Source organism: Pseudomonas sp. GW821-FHT09C10 (assembly GCF_059418085.1).
Window position 1 is genome coordinate 22,196 of record NZ_JBWKPE010000011.1, and the last position, 15,384, is coordinate 37,579.

Annotated in this window: 9 protein-coding genes; 4 read left to right on the plus strand and 5 right to left on the minus strand. The window is 61.4% G+C overall.

The window, feature by feature from the left end:
* The first annotated feature begins 426 nt into the window (after positions 1 to 426).
* The 3 genes from putP to AC07OT_RS20400 all read left to right on the plus strand — a co-directional run bounded on the left by putP (position 427) and on the right by AC07OT_RS20400 (position 4,869).
* The gene (gene putP / locus AC07OT_RS20390) at positions 427 to 1,911 is read left to right on the plus strand and encodes a sodium/proline symporter PutP (RefSeq protein WP_065940820.1); all 1,485 of its coding nucleotides are present in this window, start codon (positions 427 to 429) and stop codon (positions 1,909 to 1,911) included.
* Between the two features lie 203 nt (positions 1,912 to 2,114).
* Positions 2,115 to 4,169 carry a type VI secretion system Vgr family protein gene (locus AC07OT_RS20395; RefSeq protein ID WP_495108904.1) on the plus strand — a complete coding sequence of 685 codons (2,055 nt, stop codon included), beginning with the start codon at positions 2,115 to 2,117 and terminating at the stop codon, positions 4,167 to 4,169.
* The gene (locus AC07OT_RS20400) at positions 4,144 to 4,869 is read left to right on the plus strand and encodes a DUF4123 domain-containing protein (protein WP_495108905.1); all 726 of its coding nucleotides are present in this window, start codon (positions 4,144 to 4,146) and stop codon (positions 4,867 to 4,869) included. Before AC07OT_RS20395 ends, AC07OT_RS20400 begins: the two co-directional genes overlap by 26 nt.
* Here the strand turns inward: AC07OT_RS20400 and AC07OT_RS20405 are convergent.
* Entirely contained in the window at positions 4,855 to 6,132 is a 1,278-nt protein-coding gene (locus tag AC07OT_RS20405) for an O-acetylhomoserine aminocarboxypropyltransferase/cysteine synthase family protein (protein ID WP_495108906.1), read from the minus strand. The two genes, AC07OT_RS20400 and AC07OT_RS20405, sit on opposite strands and share 15 nt — an antisense overlap.
* A gap of 175 nt (positions 6,133 to 6,307) precedes the next feature.
* Here AC07OT_RS20405 and AC07OT_RS20410 point away from each other — a divergent pair, with 175 nt between their 5' ends.
* Entirely contained in the window at positions 6,308 to 7,144 is an 837-nt protein-coding gene (locus AC07OT_RS20410) for a 23S rRNA (adenine(2030)-N(6))-methyltransferase RlmJ (RefSeq protein WP_495108907.1), read from the plus strand.
* Positions 7,145 to 7,220: 76 nt separating this feature from the next.
* Here the strand turns inward: AC07OT_RS20410 and msrA are convergent, their stop codons facing one another.
* From msrA to aceE, 4 genes are all read right to left on the minus strand, one after another.
* A complete protein-coding gene (gene msrA / locus AC07OT_RS20415) occupies positions 7,221 to 7,868 on the minus strand; it encodes a peptide-methionine (S)-S-oxide reductase MsrA (protein WP_495108908.1) in 648 nt (215 codons plus the stop codon).
* Between the two features lie 72 nt (positions 7,869 to 7,940).
* A complete protein-coding gene (locus AC07OT_RS20420) occupies positions 7,941 to 10,634 on the minus strand; it encodes a putative bifunctional diguanylate cyclase/phosphodiesterase (RefSeq protein WP_495108909.1) in 2,694 nt (897 codons plus the stop codon).
* 302 nt (positions 10,635 to 10,936) lie between these two features.
* On the minus strand, positions 10,937 to 12,586 hold the full coding sequence (gene aceF, locus AC07OT_RS20425) for a dihydrolipoyllysine-residue acetyltransferase (RefSeq protein ID WP_495108910.1): 1,650 nt from the start codon (positions 12,584 to 12,586) through the stop codon (positions 10,937 to 10,939).
* Positions 12,587 to 12,597: 11 nt separating this feature from the next.
* Positions 12,598 to 15,243, minus strand: coding sequence for a pyruvate dehydrogenase (acetyl-transferring), homodimeric type (gene aceE / locus AC07OT_RS20430; RefSeq protein ID WP_065940828.1), 2,646 nt, complete (start codon positions 15,241 to 15,243; stop codon positions 12,598 to 12,600).
* Positions 15,244 to 15,384: the final 141 nt, after the last annotated feature.

Genomic DNA, 15,384 nt, shown 5'->3' on the forward strand with positions numbered 1-15,384 from the left:
ATCAGCTGGCGGCAAGATTAGCTTTGCTCAGGGAGAGGTGCAACCGGGTGCAACCCATTTTGTTGGTGAATTTTTCGTCGCTTGATCGGAAAAAAATTGGCCGCCGACGGAATCCGCTTCGGCTTGGTGCATTTGCTTCTGAGATCGGCTGTTCTTGCTCCGAAAAGGAGCAAAAAAGGGGCGTTTTGCGTGTTTTACACTTGGGTGCAACTTATTCCCAAGAAACTGGTTGCACCTTATTTGCTTTGTTGAATAGCATTCGCGCCCAAGGTGCAACCGGCTTTAGGGTTTGGTTCATCGGCTGGCGGCTTTCCTGGGGAAACGTCAGTCATAAATGCGCGGCACGCAGTTACGTTTACCTACTTCCAGTAGGTGGCCGTCTGACAGACCGCCGCTACATAAAAACAAAGCCAGGGCGTCACTCCTATGAGCGTTAGTAATCCAACCCTGATCACGTTCGTGATCTACATCGCAGCAATGGTGCTGATCGGCTTCATGGCCTATCGCTCCACCAACAACCTTTCCGATTACATCCTTGGCGGTCGCAGCCTCGGGAGCGTGGTGACTGCCTTGTCAGCCGGTGCTTCCGACATGAGCGGCTGGTTGTTGATGGGCCTGCCGGGCGCGATCTACATGTCCGGCCTGTCGGAAAGCTGGATCGCCATCGGCCTGATCGTCGGTGCCTACCTCAACTGGCTGTTCGTGGCCGGTCGCCTGCGGGTACAGACCGAGCACAACGGCGACGCTCTGACCCTGCCGGACTACTTCTCCAGCCGTTTCGAAGATAAAAGCGGCCTGCTGCGGATCATCTCTGCGGTCGTGATCCTGGTGTTCTTCACCATCTACTGCGCGTCCGGCATCGTGGCCGGTGCCCGCCTGTTCGAAAGCACCTTCGGCATGTCCTACGAGACCGCGCTGTGGGCCGGCGCTGCGGCGACGATTGCCTACACCTTCGTGGGTGGTTTCCTGGCTGTCAGCTGGACCGACACCGTACAAGCCACGCTGATGATTTTCGCGCTGATCCTCACGCCGATCATCGTGCTGCTGGCCACCGGTGGCGTCGACACCACCTTCCTGGCCATCGAAGCCAAGAACCCCGACAACTTCAACATGCTGAAAAACACCACCTTCATCGGCATCATCTCGCTGATGGGCTGGGGCCTGGGTTACTTCGGCCAGCCACACATCCTCGCGCGCTTCATGGCGGCGGATTCGGTGAAGTCGATTGCCAACGCGCGTCGCATCTCCATGACCTGGATGATCCTGTGCCTGGGCGGCACCGTGGCCGTGGGCTTCTTCGGCATCGCCTACTTCTCGGCGCACCCGGAAGTGGCGGGCCCGGTCAACGAGAACCATGAACGCGTGTTCATCGAGCTGGCCAAGTTGCTGTTCAACCCATGGATCGCGGGCGTACTGCTGTCGGCCATCCTGGCTGCGGTCATGAGCACCCTGAGCTGCCAGTTGCTGGTGTGCTCCAGTGCCCTGACCGAAGACTTCTACAAGACTTTCCTGCGCAAAAGCGCTTCCCAGATTGAACTGGTCTGGGTCGGCCGCCTGATGGTACTGCTGGTGGCCTTGATTGCCATCGCCATGGCCGCCAACCCGAACAACCGCGTCCTGGGCCTGGTGAGCTACGCCTGGGCCGGTTTCGGCGCGGCGTTCGGCCCTGTGGTGCTGATCTCGGTGATCTGGAAGAACATGACCCGTAACGGCGCACTGGCCGGGATCCTGGTCGGCGCGGTCACCGTGATCGTGTGGAAGCACTTCGAACTGCTGGGCCTGTACGAAATCATCCCAGGCTTCATCTTCGCCAGCCTGGCGATCTACGTCGTGAGCAAGCTGGGCGCACCGACAGCCGGTATGGTCGAGCGCTTTGATGCGGCGGAAAAAGACTACAACCTCAACAAGTGATTTGCCGGGCGCTGAGCGCTCGATGAATTAAAAGAAGGCCCGCGTCCTACGGATGGCGGGTCTTTTTTTGCGTGCGATTCGAGCTGGACTGAGTAGGACTCCTACGTACACATGTAGGGTTTTACTGATTTATTTGGGCTGTGCCCGGCAGGGTGAGGCAGTGGTGCAGAATCTCCCGCCTACCCCTCGCAGAGAAACACCGGATGTTCGCTCCTGCCAATCAAAGTGCCTTTACCCTGACCCTCGACGGTGTGCCAAGTGAACTCAAGGTGTTTGAGTTCCAGGGCCGCGAAGCCATCAGCCAGCCGTATCGTTTTGATCTTGAACTGGTCAGCGAACAGCCCGACCTGGACCTGGAAAGCCTGCTGCATCGTCCGGCATACCTGGGCTTCGACGCTCACGGCCGTGGTGTCCACGGCCTGGTTTATCGGGTGGCGCAGGGCGATTCCGGGCGGCGGCTGACACGTTACCAGATCAGCCTTGTGCCGCAGTTGGCCTATCTCGCGCACAGCAGTCACCAGCGGATCTTCCAGCACAAGACGGTGCCGCAGATCATTGCGCAGGTGCTGGCGGAGCAGCGGCTCCATGCGGACCAATTCGAATTTCACCTCAGTGGTGCCTATCCCGAACGCGAGTATTGCGTGCAGTTTGGCGAGAGCGACCTGGCCTTCATTCAGCGCCTGTGTGCCGAACAGGGGATTCACTATCACTTCCAGCATTCGCCCGAAGGACACCTGCTGGTGTTTGGCGATGACCAGACCGTTTTCGCCCCGCCCGATCAGCCTACGCCCTACATGCCGGGCTCCGGGATGGTGGCGGATACGCCGGCCATCAAGCGCTTTGCGCTGCGGTTGGAAACCCGCACCACCGCGGTCAACCTGCGTGACTACGACTTTCTCAAGCCAAGCCTGGTGCTGGAGAGTGGCGTGGTCGGCGAACAGCTTCCACGGTTTGAGGCGCAGGCCTACCCCGGTCACTTTTCCGATCGCCCCCACGGCAAATATCTCGCGCAACGTGGCCTGGAGCGGCACCGTAGCGACTATCGAATAGCCCGTGCCAGCGGCGATGACCCTGCATTGAGCAGCGGCCGGTTCTTCAAGTTGACCGGGCATCCGCGGGACGAATGGAATGACGTGTGGCTGGTGACGCAAGTGACCCACGAAGGCAGGCAGCCCCAGGTTCTGGAGGAGGCTGTCACCGAGGTTGGCGGTGGAGATTTTCTTCAGGGGTATCGCAATGAATGTGTGGCGACTCCGTGGGACGTGATCTTCCGCCCACCCTTGCCTGAGCAGGCGCGGCCGGCGTTGTCGGGTTATCAAAACGCAGTGGTGACCGGCCCCGTCGACAGTGAAATCCACTGCGACGAATACGGCCGGGTCAAGGTGCAGTTGGCCTGGGATCGCGCTGGGGCGCATGACGATCATTCCAGCTGCTGGCTGCGGGTGGCCAGCGGTTGGGCCCATGACCGCTATGGCTCGGTACTTATCCCGCGAGTGGGCATGGAAGTACTGGTGGGGTTCGCCAATGGCGATATGGACATGCCGCTGGTGATGGGCTGCCTGCCGAACGCGGCGACCCCGGTCCCCCTCGACCTGCCGGCAGACAAGACCCGCAGCATCTTCCGTAGCCAGAGCAGCCCCGGTGGTGGTGGCTACAACGAACTGCGCATCGAAGACCGCAAGGGCGCCGAGGAGATCTACCTGCGCGCCCAGCGGGATTGGACCCAGCATGTGCTGCATGACCAGCAGGTGCAGATCGACCATCGGCGACGCATCCGGGTGGGTGGTGAGTCGCACCATGAGCTGCAAGGCGAAGAGCAGCGCATCACCCATGGCAACCGTTTGACGGAACTCAAGCAGGACGATCATCTGGTGGTCGGCGGTTCGCAGCAGATGCGGGCCGGGCGGGCCATCCGGATGGGCGCCGGGCAGAGTGTTGTCATTGATGCGGGCGCAAGCGTGACCATCCAGGCCGGTGGGCAGTCGATCACGCTGTCGGCAGAGGGGATTTTCAGCAGCACGCCCATTCAACTGGGAGGCGCGCCTGCTCCGGCGGCGTCGCCATTGATGCCTGGGGTGAAAGCGGCGTTGCTGGCGGTTATACCTGCACCGCTGAGCCGGATACAGGTCGCCAGCCTGAAACGGAGCGCGCCGTTTTGTGAAGAGTGCCAACGCTGCAGTGACGGGCAGTGTGCCCTCCCATTCCATTCAACCTTAAAAGGAATTTACCCTGATGTCCCAACCCTTGAGCCCCGATGACTGGCTGGCACAATTCCCTCTACTCCCCAATGAGCGGCTTTACGTGGTACTGAGCAGTGCCAGCGACGCGAAGCCGCTGGCTGCGTGGCAAGTCTCGGCCGACGGGATGTTGCCTCAAGCGCTCTGGGCAGGCACGGCCTATGCCGGGTGGGATGAGGTGATGCCCTACGCAGGGATTGTCGAACCCGACAGTGCCTTCCTCGATTGGATCGCAGCCACTGACGCTTCGGACTGGGGTTGGCTGGCGGTATCGTCCAGCCCGCTGGAAGTCGTGGTTGCTCACCTGCAAGGCCTGACCAAGATAGTGCTTCCCGATGAGCGGAGCGTATTCCTGCGCTTCTGGGATGGCGCCCAGTTTCTGCCGATTGTGCAGAAACTGGGCGATGAAATCGGCGCAGTACTGCCCGTGTTCCAGCGCTATCTGATCAATGGCCAGCCGTTGAGCGTGGCGACGCCATCGGTCACTGCGGCCAAGGCCAGCCCTTGGTGGCGAGTGCCTGACGCGTTATTGGCGCACTTGGCCGCGCAGTCGCCGCAGACCCTGATCGACAACCTGCTGCAGTGGCTGGAAGAACAGCGCCCCGACCTGTATGCCGCCTTCACGCCGGCGACCTTGCAGCACAAGGTCGCCTACTTCGTACGCAGCGCGGATATCAGCCCTGAAGCGTTGGCGGGCTACCTGGACTCAGAGTTGAGTTGAGGCCAGCGCCTGTTGCAGGTCGTCGATCAGGTCTTCGACCGCTTCGATACCCACCGACAGGCGAATCATTTCCGGCTTTACGCCGGCCTTGGCCTGTTCCTGCTCGTTCATCTGCCGGTGAGTGGTGGAGGCAGGGTGGCAGGCCAGGGACTTGGCGTCGCCGATGTTGACCAGGCGCTTGAAGATTTGCAGGGCGTCGTAGAAGCGCACACCGGCATCAAAGCCGCCCTTCAAGCCGAAGGACAGGATCGCCGACGGTTTGCCCTGCATGTATTTCTGCGCCAATGCGTGGTGCGGGTGGTCCGGCAGGCCGGCGTAGCTGACCCATTCCACCTGGGCATGGCCTTGCAGGAATTGCGCGATTTTCAGGGCGTTTTCGGTGTGGCGCTCCATGCGTAACGCCAGTGTTTCCAGGCCTTGCAGCAACAGGAAGGCATTCATCGGGGCCAACGCCGCGCCGGTGTTGCGCAGTGGCACGGTACGGGCACGGGCGATGAAGGCGGCGGGGCCGAATTTTTCGGTATAGACCACGCCGTGATAGGCCGGCTCGGGCTGGTTGAGGCCGGGGAATTTATCCGAGTATTTCGTCCACGGGAACGTGCCGCTGTCGACAATTACACCGCCCAGGGAGTTGCCATGGCCGCCGACGTACTTGGTCACCGAGTGCACCACGATGTCGGCGCCGAACTGGATCGGTTTGCACAGGATCGGCGTGGCCACGGTGTTGTCCACCACCAGCGGCACGCCGCGGGCATGGGCGACGTCGGCCAGGGCTTCGATGTCGATGATATTGCCCGCCGGGTTGCCGATGCTTTCGCAGTACACCAGCTTGGTGTTGTCGTCGATCAGTTCGGCGATGGCGGCGGCGCTGTCGTCCCGGGCGAAGCGCACCTCCACGCCAAAGCTCGGCAGCAGGTGGGCGAACAGCGTGTAGGTGCCACCGTAGAGTTGCGGTGTGGTGACGATATTGTCACCCGCACGGGTCAAGGTCTGGATGGCATAGTGGATCGCCGCGCTGCCGGCCGAGACGGCCAGCGCTGCGATACCGCCTTCAAGGGCGGCGATGCGCTGCTCCAGCACATCGTTGGTGGGGTTCATGATGCGCGTGTAGATATTGCCGGGTACGTCCAGGTTGAACAGGTCGGCGCCGTGTTGGGCGTTATCGAATTCGAAGGCGACGTTCTGGTAGATCGGCACGGCGACCGCCTTGGTGGTCGGGTCCGACTTGAAACCGTAGTGCAGCGCGATGGTGGCGTCTTTCATGATTGTTATTGACCTCCCTGGAGTGGTGGATGGCCACAATAAATCCGCCTCGCCGTCGGCATTTAGATTTTTTTCAACGGGCTGCCTGCGTTTGCGGCATAAGCACCGCCCGGCATGCGGCCCTGCACCTTTGCGCCCGTAGAAGGTAAACTTCGCCCCCTGCGCAGGAGCAACCATGAATTATCGTCACGCCTTTCACGCCGGCAACCACGCCGATGTCTTCAAACACCTGACCTTGACCCGCCTCATCGCCCTGATGTCGCGTAAGGAGCAGCCGTTCGCCTACCTCGACACCCATGCCGGGATTGGCCTGTACGACCTGCAAGGTGATCAGGCCAATCGCACGGGTGAGTACCTGGAAGGTATCGCGCGTTTGTGGGGCGCCGACGATCTACCCGCGTTGACCGCCGATTACGTGCGCGTGCTGCACGAGATGAACCCCGATGGCCAGTTGCGCTACTACCCGGGCTCGCCGGAGCTGGCGCGCCGCCTTACGCGCCCCCAGGACCGCGTGTTGCTCAATGAAAAGCACCCGGAAGATGGCGTGCTGCTCAAGGACAACATGAAGGGCGATCGTCGGGTCAAGGTTCATTTGGGCGAAGGCTGGCATGTGCCGCGCGCGCTGTTACCGGTGCCGGAAAAGCGTGCGTTGATGCTGATCGATCCGCCGTTTGAAAAACTCGACGAAATGCAGCGCTGCGCTGCCTCCCTCAAGGAAGCCGTCAGCCGTATGCGCCAGACCGTCGCGGCGATCTGGTACCCGGTGAAGGACCAGCGCATGCTGCGCCGTTTCTACCAGGACCTGGCCGGCACCGGTGCGCCGAAGTTGCTGCGCGTGGAATTGCTGGTGCATCCGCTGGACACGCCCAACACCCTGACCGGCTCGGGCCTGGCGATTGCCAACCCGCCGTGGGGCCTGGAAGAGGAGTTGCGCGAGCTGCTGCCGTGGCTGTCCAAGAAGCTTGGCCAGACCCAGGGTGGGTGGCAGATGGATTGGCTCATAGCTGAGTAGTTGTAAGCCTCAAGCCTCAAGCTGCAAGTGAGAGCAGAAAACACCACATGCAGCTTGAAACTTGCAGCTCCGATCTTCAGATCGGGCAAGTCACGCCGGTGCCACCGATCCCACAGTAGCCCTGTGGATTCTTCGCAAGGTACTGCTGGTGATACGCCTCGGCGAAGTACACCGTCGGCGCCTCGTCGATCTCGGTGGTAATCACACCCAGGCTCGCTTTGGTCAGTTCAGCCTGATACGCCTCGGCACTGGCCTGCGCCGCCGCCAGTTGCTCAGGCGTGGTCGCATAGATCACCGAGCGGTACTGGGTGCCGATGTCGTTACCCTGGCGCATGCCCTGGGTCGGGTTGTGCAGTTCCCAGAACATCTTCAGCAGGTCTTCGTAGTTCACCTTGGCCTGGTCATACACCACCAGCACCACTTCGCTGTGGCCGGTCAGGCCCGAGCAGACTTCTTCATACGTCGGGTTCGGCGTGAAACCACCGGCATAGCCGACCACGGTGCTGACCACGCCATCGCGCTGCCAGAACCTGCGCTCGGCGCCCCAGAAACACCCCAGGCCGAAGATCGCGAAGCCGACGTCGTCGACGAACGGGCCCAGCAGCGGGTTGCCGTTGACGAAGTGCGTCTGCGGCAGGTTCATCGGGGTTTCACGACCGGGCAACGCTTGTTCTTGAGTAGGCAGCACGTTTTTGTTCACCAGAATTTCCGAGCGCAAGACCATGAGCAGTCCTCTCGTCAGGTTGGGTTAGCGGTAAATTTCAGACAGCCAGTGTGCCCGAGTGTTACAGCGCTGTCAGGCGATTGGCCCGCGCGGGTAGCGTCTAAGCTTCTCGAGCAGCTCTGCACCGGGGATCGGCCGGTCGAACAGGTAGCCCTGGCCAACGTCGCAACGGTGCCGACGCAGGAACGCCAGTTGCTCGGCGGTCTCGATGCCTTCGGCCACCACCTTGAGCTTGAGGTTGTGGGCCATGGCGATCACGGCCGAGGTGATTTCCATGTCGTCCTGGTTGTCCGGGATTTCGTGGATAAAGCTGCGGTCGATCTTGATGATGTCGATGGGGAATTTTTTCAGGTAGCTCAGTGACGAGTAGCCGGTGCCGAAGTCGTCCATGGCCAGGGTCAGGCCGAAGCTCTTGAGCTGGTCCAGTTGCAGGCGCGTGTCTTCGGTTGCTTCCAGCAGCAGGCCTTCGGTCAGCTCCAGTTCCAGCAGGTTGGCCGGCAGCTGTTCTTCCTTGAGGATCGTGGCGATCGAGGCCACCAGGTCCGGGTCGGAGAATTGCTTGGGCGACAGGTTGATCGCCACCTGCAGATTGCCCAGGCCGGCGGCGCTCAGTTGCTTGCTCATGCGGCAGGCCTGGCGCGCGATCCATTTGCCGATCGGGATGATCAAGCCGGTCTCTTCGGCGACGCTGATGAACTGATCGGGGCGGATCATGCCCTTTTCCGGATGGTTCCAGCGCAACAGCGCTTCCATGCCCAGCAAGCGGCCGCTGCGCAGGCACAGCTTGGGCTGGTAGAACACGTCCAGTTCGTTCTGGGTCAGGGCGCGACGCAGGTTGTTCTCCACAAACAGCTTGTAGCTGGCCTCGGCATTCAAGGCTTCGGTGAACACCTGAACCTGGTGTTTGCCGTTGGCCTTGGCTTTGTGCAGCGCCAGGCCGGCGTTGCGCATCAGGGTCTGCGGGTCGCGGCCGTGCAGCGGCGCACAGGCCAGGCCCACGGAGCCGGTGACGCTGATCAGTTGGTTGTCGACGAACATCGGTTTGTCGAGGGTCGCCAGCAACTGGCTGGCCACCTGTTGGCCGCTTTCCAGGTCAGTGTCGTCCAGCAGCACCGCGAATTCGTTACTGGCAAAACGCGCCAGGCTGCCGCCGGCACTCAGGCTGTTGCGCAGGCGGCGGGCCAGGCTGATCAGCAGCTTGTCGCCGGTTTGGTGGCCGAGGCTGTCGTTGATGCGCTTGAAGTTGTCGATGTCCACCAGCAACAGGCTGATCGGGCTGTCGCTGTCGCGGGCAAAGCGCTCATCGAGGTTGCGGATGAATGCCGGACGGTTGCCCAGGTTGGTCAGGTTATCGGTGTAGGCCAGGCGTTCGATGCGCTGCTGGGCCAGCTTGTTCTGGGTGATGTCTTCGTAGATGCCGATGTAGTGGGTCAGCTCACGGTTGTCGCCATACACCTTGGAAATCGACAGCTGGCCCCAGTAGGGCTCGAGGTTTTTGCGTCGACTCTTGAACTCGCCCTGCCAGCTGTTGCTCTTGGCCAGGCTTGACGGTGCGTCGAACAGCAGTTCGCTGAGGTTTTCCAGGGCCGGCAGCTGGGCCAGGCGGTGGCCGTGGACCTCTTCGGCGCTGTATTGGGTAATCGCGGTAAAGCTTGGGTTGACGTACTCCACCACGCCGTCGCAGTTGACCAGCAAAAAGGCATTGGCGCTTTGCTCCACGGCACGTTGGAACAGGTGCAGGGCGCTGGTGGCGGTACGGCGGTTGTGGTTGTTGATCACTTGCGCGAACTGGTCGGCCAGTTCGCCGGCAAAGGCAATTTCATCGGCCTGCCAGACACGTGAGCTGCCACCCTGTTCCAGGCACAGCACACCGACCACCTGGCCGTCGACGCGGATGCTCGCATCGAGCATGGCGTGGATATCCTTGGCGCGGAGGTTCTCGGCCATTTCCCGGGTGCGCGGGTCGCGCATCGCGTTGGTCGCGTCGATTGCCCGGCTGGTGTGCAGGGCTTCCAGGTAATCCGGAAAGCAACTGGCGTCGATGGGCTCGGGCAGGTGGTGCTGCTGGTCATCGCGGTGGTAGGCCGAGATCGGTACCAGGCGCTGGCCTTCGAGGTTCCAGATGCTGGCGCAGTCGATCTGGTAGATGTCACAGGCGCTGCGGGTGATCAGCTCTGCGGCTTCCTGCAACGAATTGTTGGCGGTGTAGCGCTGGCGGGCCAGCAACAGGATCAGCTCCTGCTGGGCGCGCACCCGCTCCAGGTGCTGTAGTTGTTCCTGCTGGGCGCGCTGGTTGAGCTCCAGGGCGATCTGCAGGCGGCTGTTCTGGCTTTCCAGGTCCTCCGTCGGGGCAGGCAGGGAGACTTCGTTGAACAGGCCGTCGACCACCATCAGGTAGCCGCGCAGCAGATGGCGATTGTGTTGTTTGTAGGCTTCGCCCATTTCCAGCAGGCTCAGGGGGCCATCGTTGGTGTGCAGGGTGTAGCGCACCAGGTAGTGAGGGCTGTCGCTCAGTTGCTGTTGGATGGTGTCGTGCAGTTGGTAGCGCGCCTGAGGCTCCATCAGGCTGGCGAAGGGGGTGCCGAGCAGCGCGCACAGCTCGACCGCCGACAGGCCGAATTGGCGCTCGCAGTTAGGGTCGAGGTACAGAAGGGCCCAGCTTGCCTCATTAAGCCGCTCGAAACGCAGCATACCGAGGCGCGAAGGCACCGGTAACTGCGTCACTACCTCGGCCGCCATACGGGCGACATCGGGTTGGCTTTTCATGGGAGGAACTCACTTCAAATAACGCGCACGGCGCCGGGCTCACGCCCTCTTTACTGTTGCCTGCGGCAAGGTTGCATCATGCGGCGCGGGCTGACAAGAGAGGATGAAGGCTAAGTGCTATAAGGGGGTTATCGGCCGGGCGGGGGAATTCTTCAGTCAGGATGACAGAAGGTGTACAACCCTGTTCTGTCTGTAGAGAAAAGCAAAAAAAGCCCCGCCAAATTGACGGGGTTGAGGTACGAGCGTGGCGCTCGGAAATCGGTGCAACCAGGCCTCCCCGATGAAAGGGAGGCCGCAGTGGCTTACAGCAGGATGGTGCGGATGTCGTTCAGCAACTGGCTCAGGCGCTGGGTGAAGCGTGCGGCGGCCGCGCCGTTGATCACACGGTGATCGTAGGACAGCGACAGTGGCAGCATCAGCTTCGGCTGGAACGCTTTACCGTCCCAGACTGGCTGGATGGTGGCCTTGGAAACACCCAGGATCGCCACTTCCGGCGCGTTGACGATTGGCGTGAAGCCCGTACCGCCAATGTGACCGAGGCTGGAGATGGTGAAGCACGCGCCTTGCATGTCGTCTGCAGTCAGCTTTTTGTCACGGGCCTTGGCAGCCAGTGCAGCCGCTTCGGCAGCGAGTTGCAGCAGGCTCTTCTGGTCGACGTTCTTGATGACCGGTACCAGCAGGCCATCCGGCGTGTCGACGGCAAAGCCTACGTGCACGTACTTCTTACGGATGATCGCCTTGCCGCTTGGCGCCAGCGAACTGTTGAAGTCCGGCAGCTCCTTGAGCAGGTGCGCACAGGCCTTGAGCAGCAGCGGCAGCACGGTCAGTTTCACGCCGGCCTTCTCGGCCACGGCTTTCTGCGCAACGCGGAAAGCTTCCAGGTCGGTAATGTCGGCCTGGTCGAACTGGGTCACGTGCGGAATGTTCAGCCAGCTGCGATGCAGGCTCGACGCGCCGATCTGCATCAGGCGGGTCATCGGCACTTCTTCGGTCTCGCCGAAGCGGCTGAAGTCCACCACCGGGATCGGTGGAATCCCCGCGCCGCCAGTAGCAGTGCCGGCAGCCGGAGCTTCCTTGGCTTTCTGCATCATGGCTTTGACGTAGACCTGCACGTCTTCCTTCAGCACGCGACCGTGGGGGCCGGTGGCCGACACAGCGTTCAGCTCGACGCCGAATTCACGCGCCAGTTGGCGAACCGCCGGGCCTGCGTGAACCTTGGCACCGCTTGGCGCCGGTGCGGCAGCCGCAGGGGCCGGAGCGGCCTCGGCTTTTGCAGTCGGTGCAGGGGCGGCAGCGGCCGGAGCGGCTTCAGCCTTGGCCGCCGGAGCAGCAGCCGGTGCTGGAGCAGCGGCAGGCGCAGCGCCTTGTACTTTCAGCTTGAGGATGAAGTCGCCCGTGCCGACTTCGTCTTCCAGCTTGACCGCGATGCTTTCCACCACGCCGGCAGCCGGCGATGGGATTTCCATGGAGGCCTTGTCGGACTCCAGGGTGATCAGCGACTGGTCGGCTTCGACGGTGTCGCCGACCTTGACCAGCAACTCGATGATCTTGGCCTTGCCCGAAGAGCCGATGTCCGGAACATGAATGTCCTGGACGGTGGCTTCGGCCGGCGCGGCAGCCGGGGCTGCAGGAGCCTCGGCAGCAGCGGCAGGTTTTTCCGCGGCAGGTGCCGGAGCAGCAGCGGCAGCAGGAGCCGCCGCAGGGGCCGCATCAGCGGCACCTTCGATTTCCAGTTCCAGCAGTTCGTCGCCTTCTTTCAGGCGGTCGCCCAGCTTCACTTTCAGGCTCTTGACCACGCCGGCCTTGGGAGCAGGGATTTCCATGCTCGCCTTGTCCGATTCCAGGGTCAGGATGCTCTGGTCGGCTTCGACGGTGTCGCCGACCTTTACAAACAGCTCGATTACTTCACCTTCACCGCTGCCGATGTCAGGTACGCGAATGAGTTCGCTCACAAAAAGTCTCCTCAGCAGTCCAGTGGGTTGCGTTTTTCCGGGTTGATCCCGAACTTGACGATAGCGTCAGCTACCACCTTGGGTTCGATCTCACCGCGGTCAGCCAAGGCTTCCAGGGCTGCCAACACCACGAAGTGACGGTCGACTTCGAAGAAGTGACGCAGCTTCTTGCGGCTGTCACTGCGACCGAAACCGTCGGTGCCCAGGACTTTGAATTCCTTGGACGGGACCCACTGGCGAATTTGTTCAGCAAACAGTTTCATGTAGTCGGTAGAGGCAATGACTGGACCTTTACGGCCGGCCAGGCACTCTTCGACATAGCTCTGCGCAGGCTTCTGGCCCGGGTGCAGGCGGTTGTTGCGCTCTACGGCCAGGCCGTCGCGACGCAGTTCGTTGAAGCTGGTGACGCTCCAGACGTCGGCGCCGACGTTGAACTCTTCACGCAGGATCTTCGCCGCTTCACGGACTTCACGCAGGATGGTGCCGGAGCCCATCAGCTGCACGTGGTGCGCCGCTTCCTTGGTGTCTTCTTCGAGCAGGTACATGCCCTTGATGATGCCTTCTTCCACGCCGGCCGGCATGGCTGGCTGCTGGTAGGACTCGTTCATCACGGTGATGTAGTAGAAAACGTCCTGCTGCTCTTCGGTCATCTTCTTCATGCCGTCCTGGATGATCACCGCCAGCTCATAGCCGTAGGTTGGATCAAAGGTGCGGCAGTTCGGGATGGTGGCAGCCAGGATGTGGCTGTGACCGTCTTCGTGTTGCAGGCCTTCGCCGTTCAGTGTGGTACGGCCGGCGGTACCGCCGATCAGGAAACCACGGGTACGGCTGTCGCCCGCTGCCCAAGCCAGGTCGCCGATACGCTGGAAGCCGAACATCGAGTAGAAGATGTAGAACGGCAGCATCGGCTGGTTGTGGCTGGAGTACGAAGTACCGGCAGCGATGAAGGAGCTCATGGCGCCCGCTTCGTTGATGCCTTCTTCGAGGATCTGGCCCTTCTTGTCTTCCTTGTAGAACATCACCTGGTCTTTATCGACTGGCTCGTAGAGCTGGCCGACGGAGGAGTAGATGCCCAACTGACGGAACATGCCTTCCATACCGAAGGTACGGGCTTCGTCCGGGATGATCGGCACGATACGCGAGCCGATTTCCTTGTCCTTGACCAGCTGCGCGAGGATCCGCACGAAGGCCATGGTGGTGGAGATTTCACGGTCGCCCGAGCCGTCCAGGATTGCCTTGAGGGTATCCAGCGGAGGTGTCGGGATGTTGAAGCTCTTGGCGCGGCGCTGTGGCACGAAACCGCCCAGTGCGGTACGACGCTCGCTCAGGTAGCGGGCTTCGGCGCTGTTTGCCTCAGGCTTGAAGAACGGCAGGTTCTCCAGCTCTTCGTCCTTGACCGGGATGTCGAAGCGGTCGCGGAACAGCTTCAGGCTTTCAACATCAACCTTCTTGGTGTTGTGCGCAGTGTTTTTCGCTTCGCCGGCACCGGTGCCATAACCCTTGATGGTCTTGGCCAGGATGACGGTCGGTTGTTCTTTGTGGTTGACCGCTTCGTGGTACGCAGCATAGACCTTGTACGGGTCGTGGCCGCCACGGTTGAGTTTCCAGATCTCGTCGTCGGACAGGTCGGCAACCATCGCCTTGAGTTCAGGCGTGTTGAAGAAATGTTCACGTACGAACGCGCCGTCTTTGGCCTTGTAGTTCTGGTACTCGCCGTCGATGACTTCGTCCATGCGACGTTGCAGGATACCGTCGACGTCCTTGGCCAGCAGTGGGTCCCAGAAACGGCCCCAGATGACCTTGGTCACGTTCCACTGGGCACCGCGGAACACGCCTTCGAGTTCCTGGATGATCTTGCCGTTGCCGCGAACCGGGCCGTCGAGGCGCTGCAGGTTGCAGTTGATGACGAAGATCAGGTTGTCCAGCTTCTCGCGGCCGGCCAGGGAGATGGCACCCAGGGATTCCGGCTCGTCGCACTCGCCGTCGCCCAGGAAGCACCAGACTTTCTGCTTGCCTTCAGGGATGAAGCCACGGGCTTCCAGGTACTTCATGAAGCGCGCCTGGTAGATCGCCTGGATCGGGCCAAGGCCCATGGATACGGTCGGGAACTGCCAGAAATCAGGCATCAGCCAAGGGTGCGGATAGGACGACAGGCCCTGACCGTCGACTTCCTGGCGGAAGTTGTTCATTTGCTCTTCGCTGATGCGACCTTCCATGAACGCACGGGCATAGACGCCTGGCGAGGTGTGGCCTTGGAAGTAGATCAGGTCGCCGCCGTGTTCTTCGGTCGGGGCCTGGAAGAAGTAGTTGAAGCCGATGTCATACAGGGTTGCGCTGGAAGCGAAGCTGGAGATGTGACCGCCCAGGTCAGAATCTTTCAAGTTCGTGCGCATTACCATCGCCATGGCGTTCCAACGTACCAGCGAGCGAATGCGGCGTTCCATGAACAGGTCGCCAGGCATGCGTGCTTCGTGGGTGACGGGGATGGTGTTGCGGTATGGCGTGGTGATGGCGTAGGGCAGTTGCGAGCCGCTGCGGGTCGCGAGTTCGCCCATACGGGTCATCAGGTAGTGAGCACGGTCTTCGCCTTCTTTGTCGAGAACCGATTCCAGGGCGTCCAGCCATTCCTGGGTTTCGACGGGATCGAGGTCTTGCATGGCTTGCTCCAGGGCGGAAAGGCTACCAGAATCGGTTGCCTGAAGTTTGCGACTGGCCTTGTGGGCAGACGACATAAATTCTTGGATGGCCGAAGGTTGCTTCGGCGTCCTGTAGTTTTACTACAAATCGTCGGCCATTTC

Excerpts from the sequence above, each read along its gene's own strand:
- putP (WP_065940820.1), top strand. The coding sequence starts at position 427 with ATGAGCGTTAGTAATCCAACCCTGATCACGTTCGTGATCTACATCGCA.
- AC07OT_RS20395 (WP_495108904.1), top strand. The coding sequence starts at position 2,115 with ATGTTCGCTCCTGCCAATCAAAGTGCCTTTACCCTGACCCTCGACGGT.
- AC07OT_RS20400 (WP_495108905.1), top strand. The coding sequence starts at position 4,144 with ATGTCCCAACCCTTGAGCCCCGATGACTGGCTGGCACAATTCCCTCTA.
- AC07OT_RS20405 (WP_495108906.1), bottom strand. The coding sequence starts at position 6,132 with ATGAAAGACGCCACCATCGCGCTGCACTACGGTTTCAAGTCGGACCCG.
- AC07OT_RS20410 (WP_495108907.1), top strand. The coding sequence starts at position 6,308 with ATGAATTATCGTCACGCCTTTCACGCCGGCAACCACGCCGATGTCTTC.
- msrA (WP_495108908.1), bottom strand. The coding sequence starts at position 7,868 with ATGGTCTTGCGCTCGGAAATTCTGGTGAACAAAAACGTGCTGCCTACT.
- AC07OT_RS20420 (WP_495108909.1), bottom strand. The coding sequence starts at position 10,634 with ATGAAAAGCCAACCCGATGTCGCCCGTATGGCGGCCGAGGTAGTGACG.
- aceE (WP_065940828.1), bottom strand. The coding sequence starts at position 15,243 with ATGCAAGACCTCGATCCCGTCGAAACCCAGGAATGGCTGGACGCCCTG.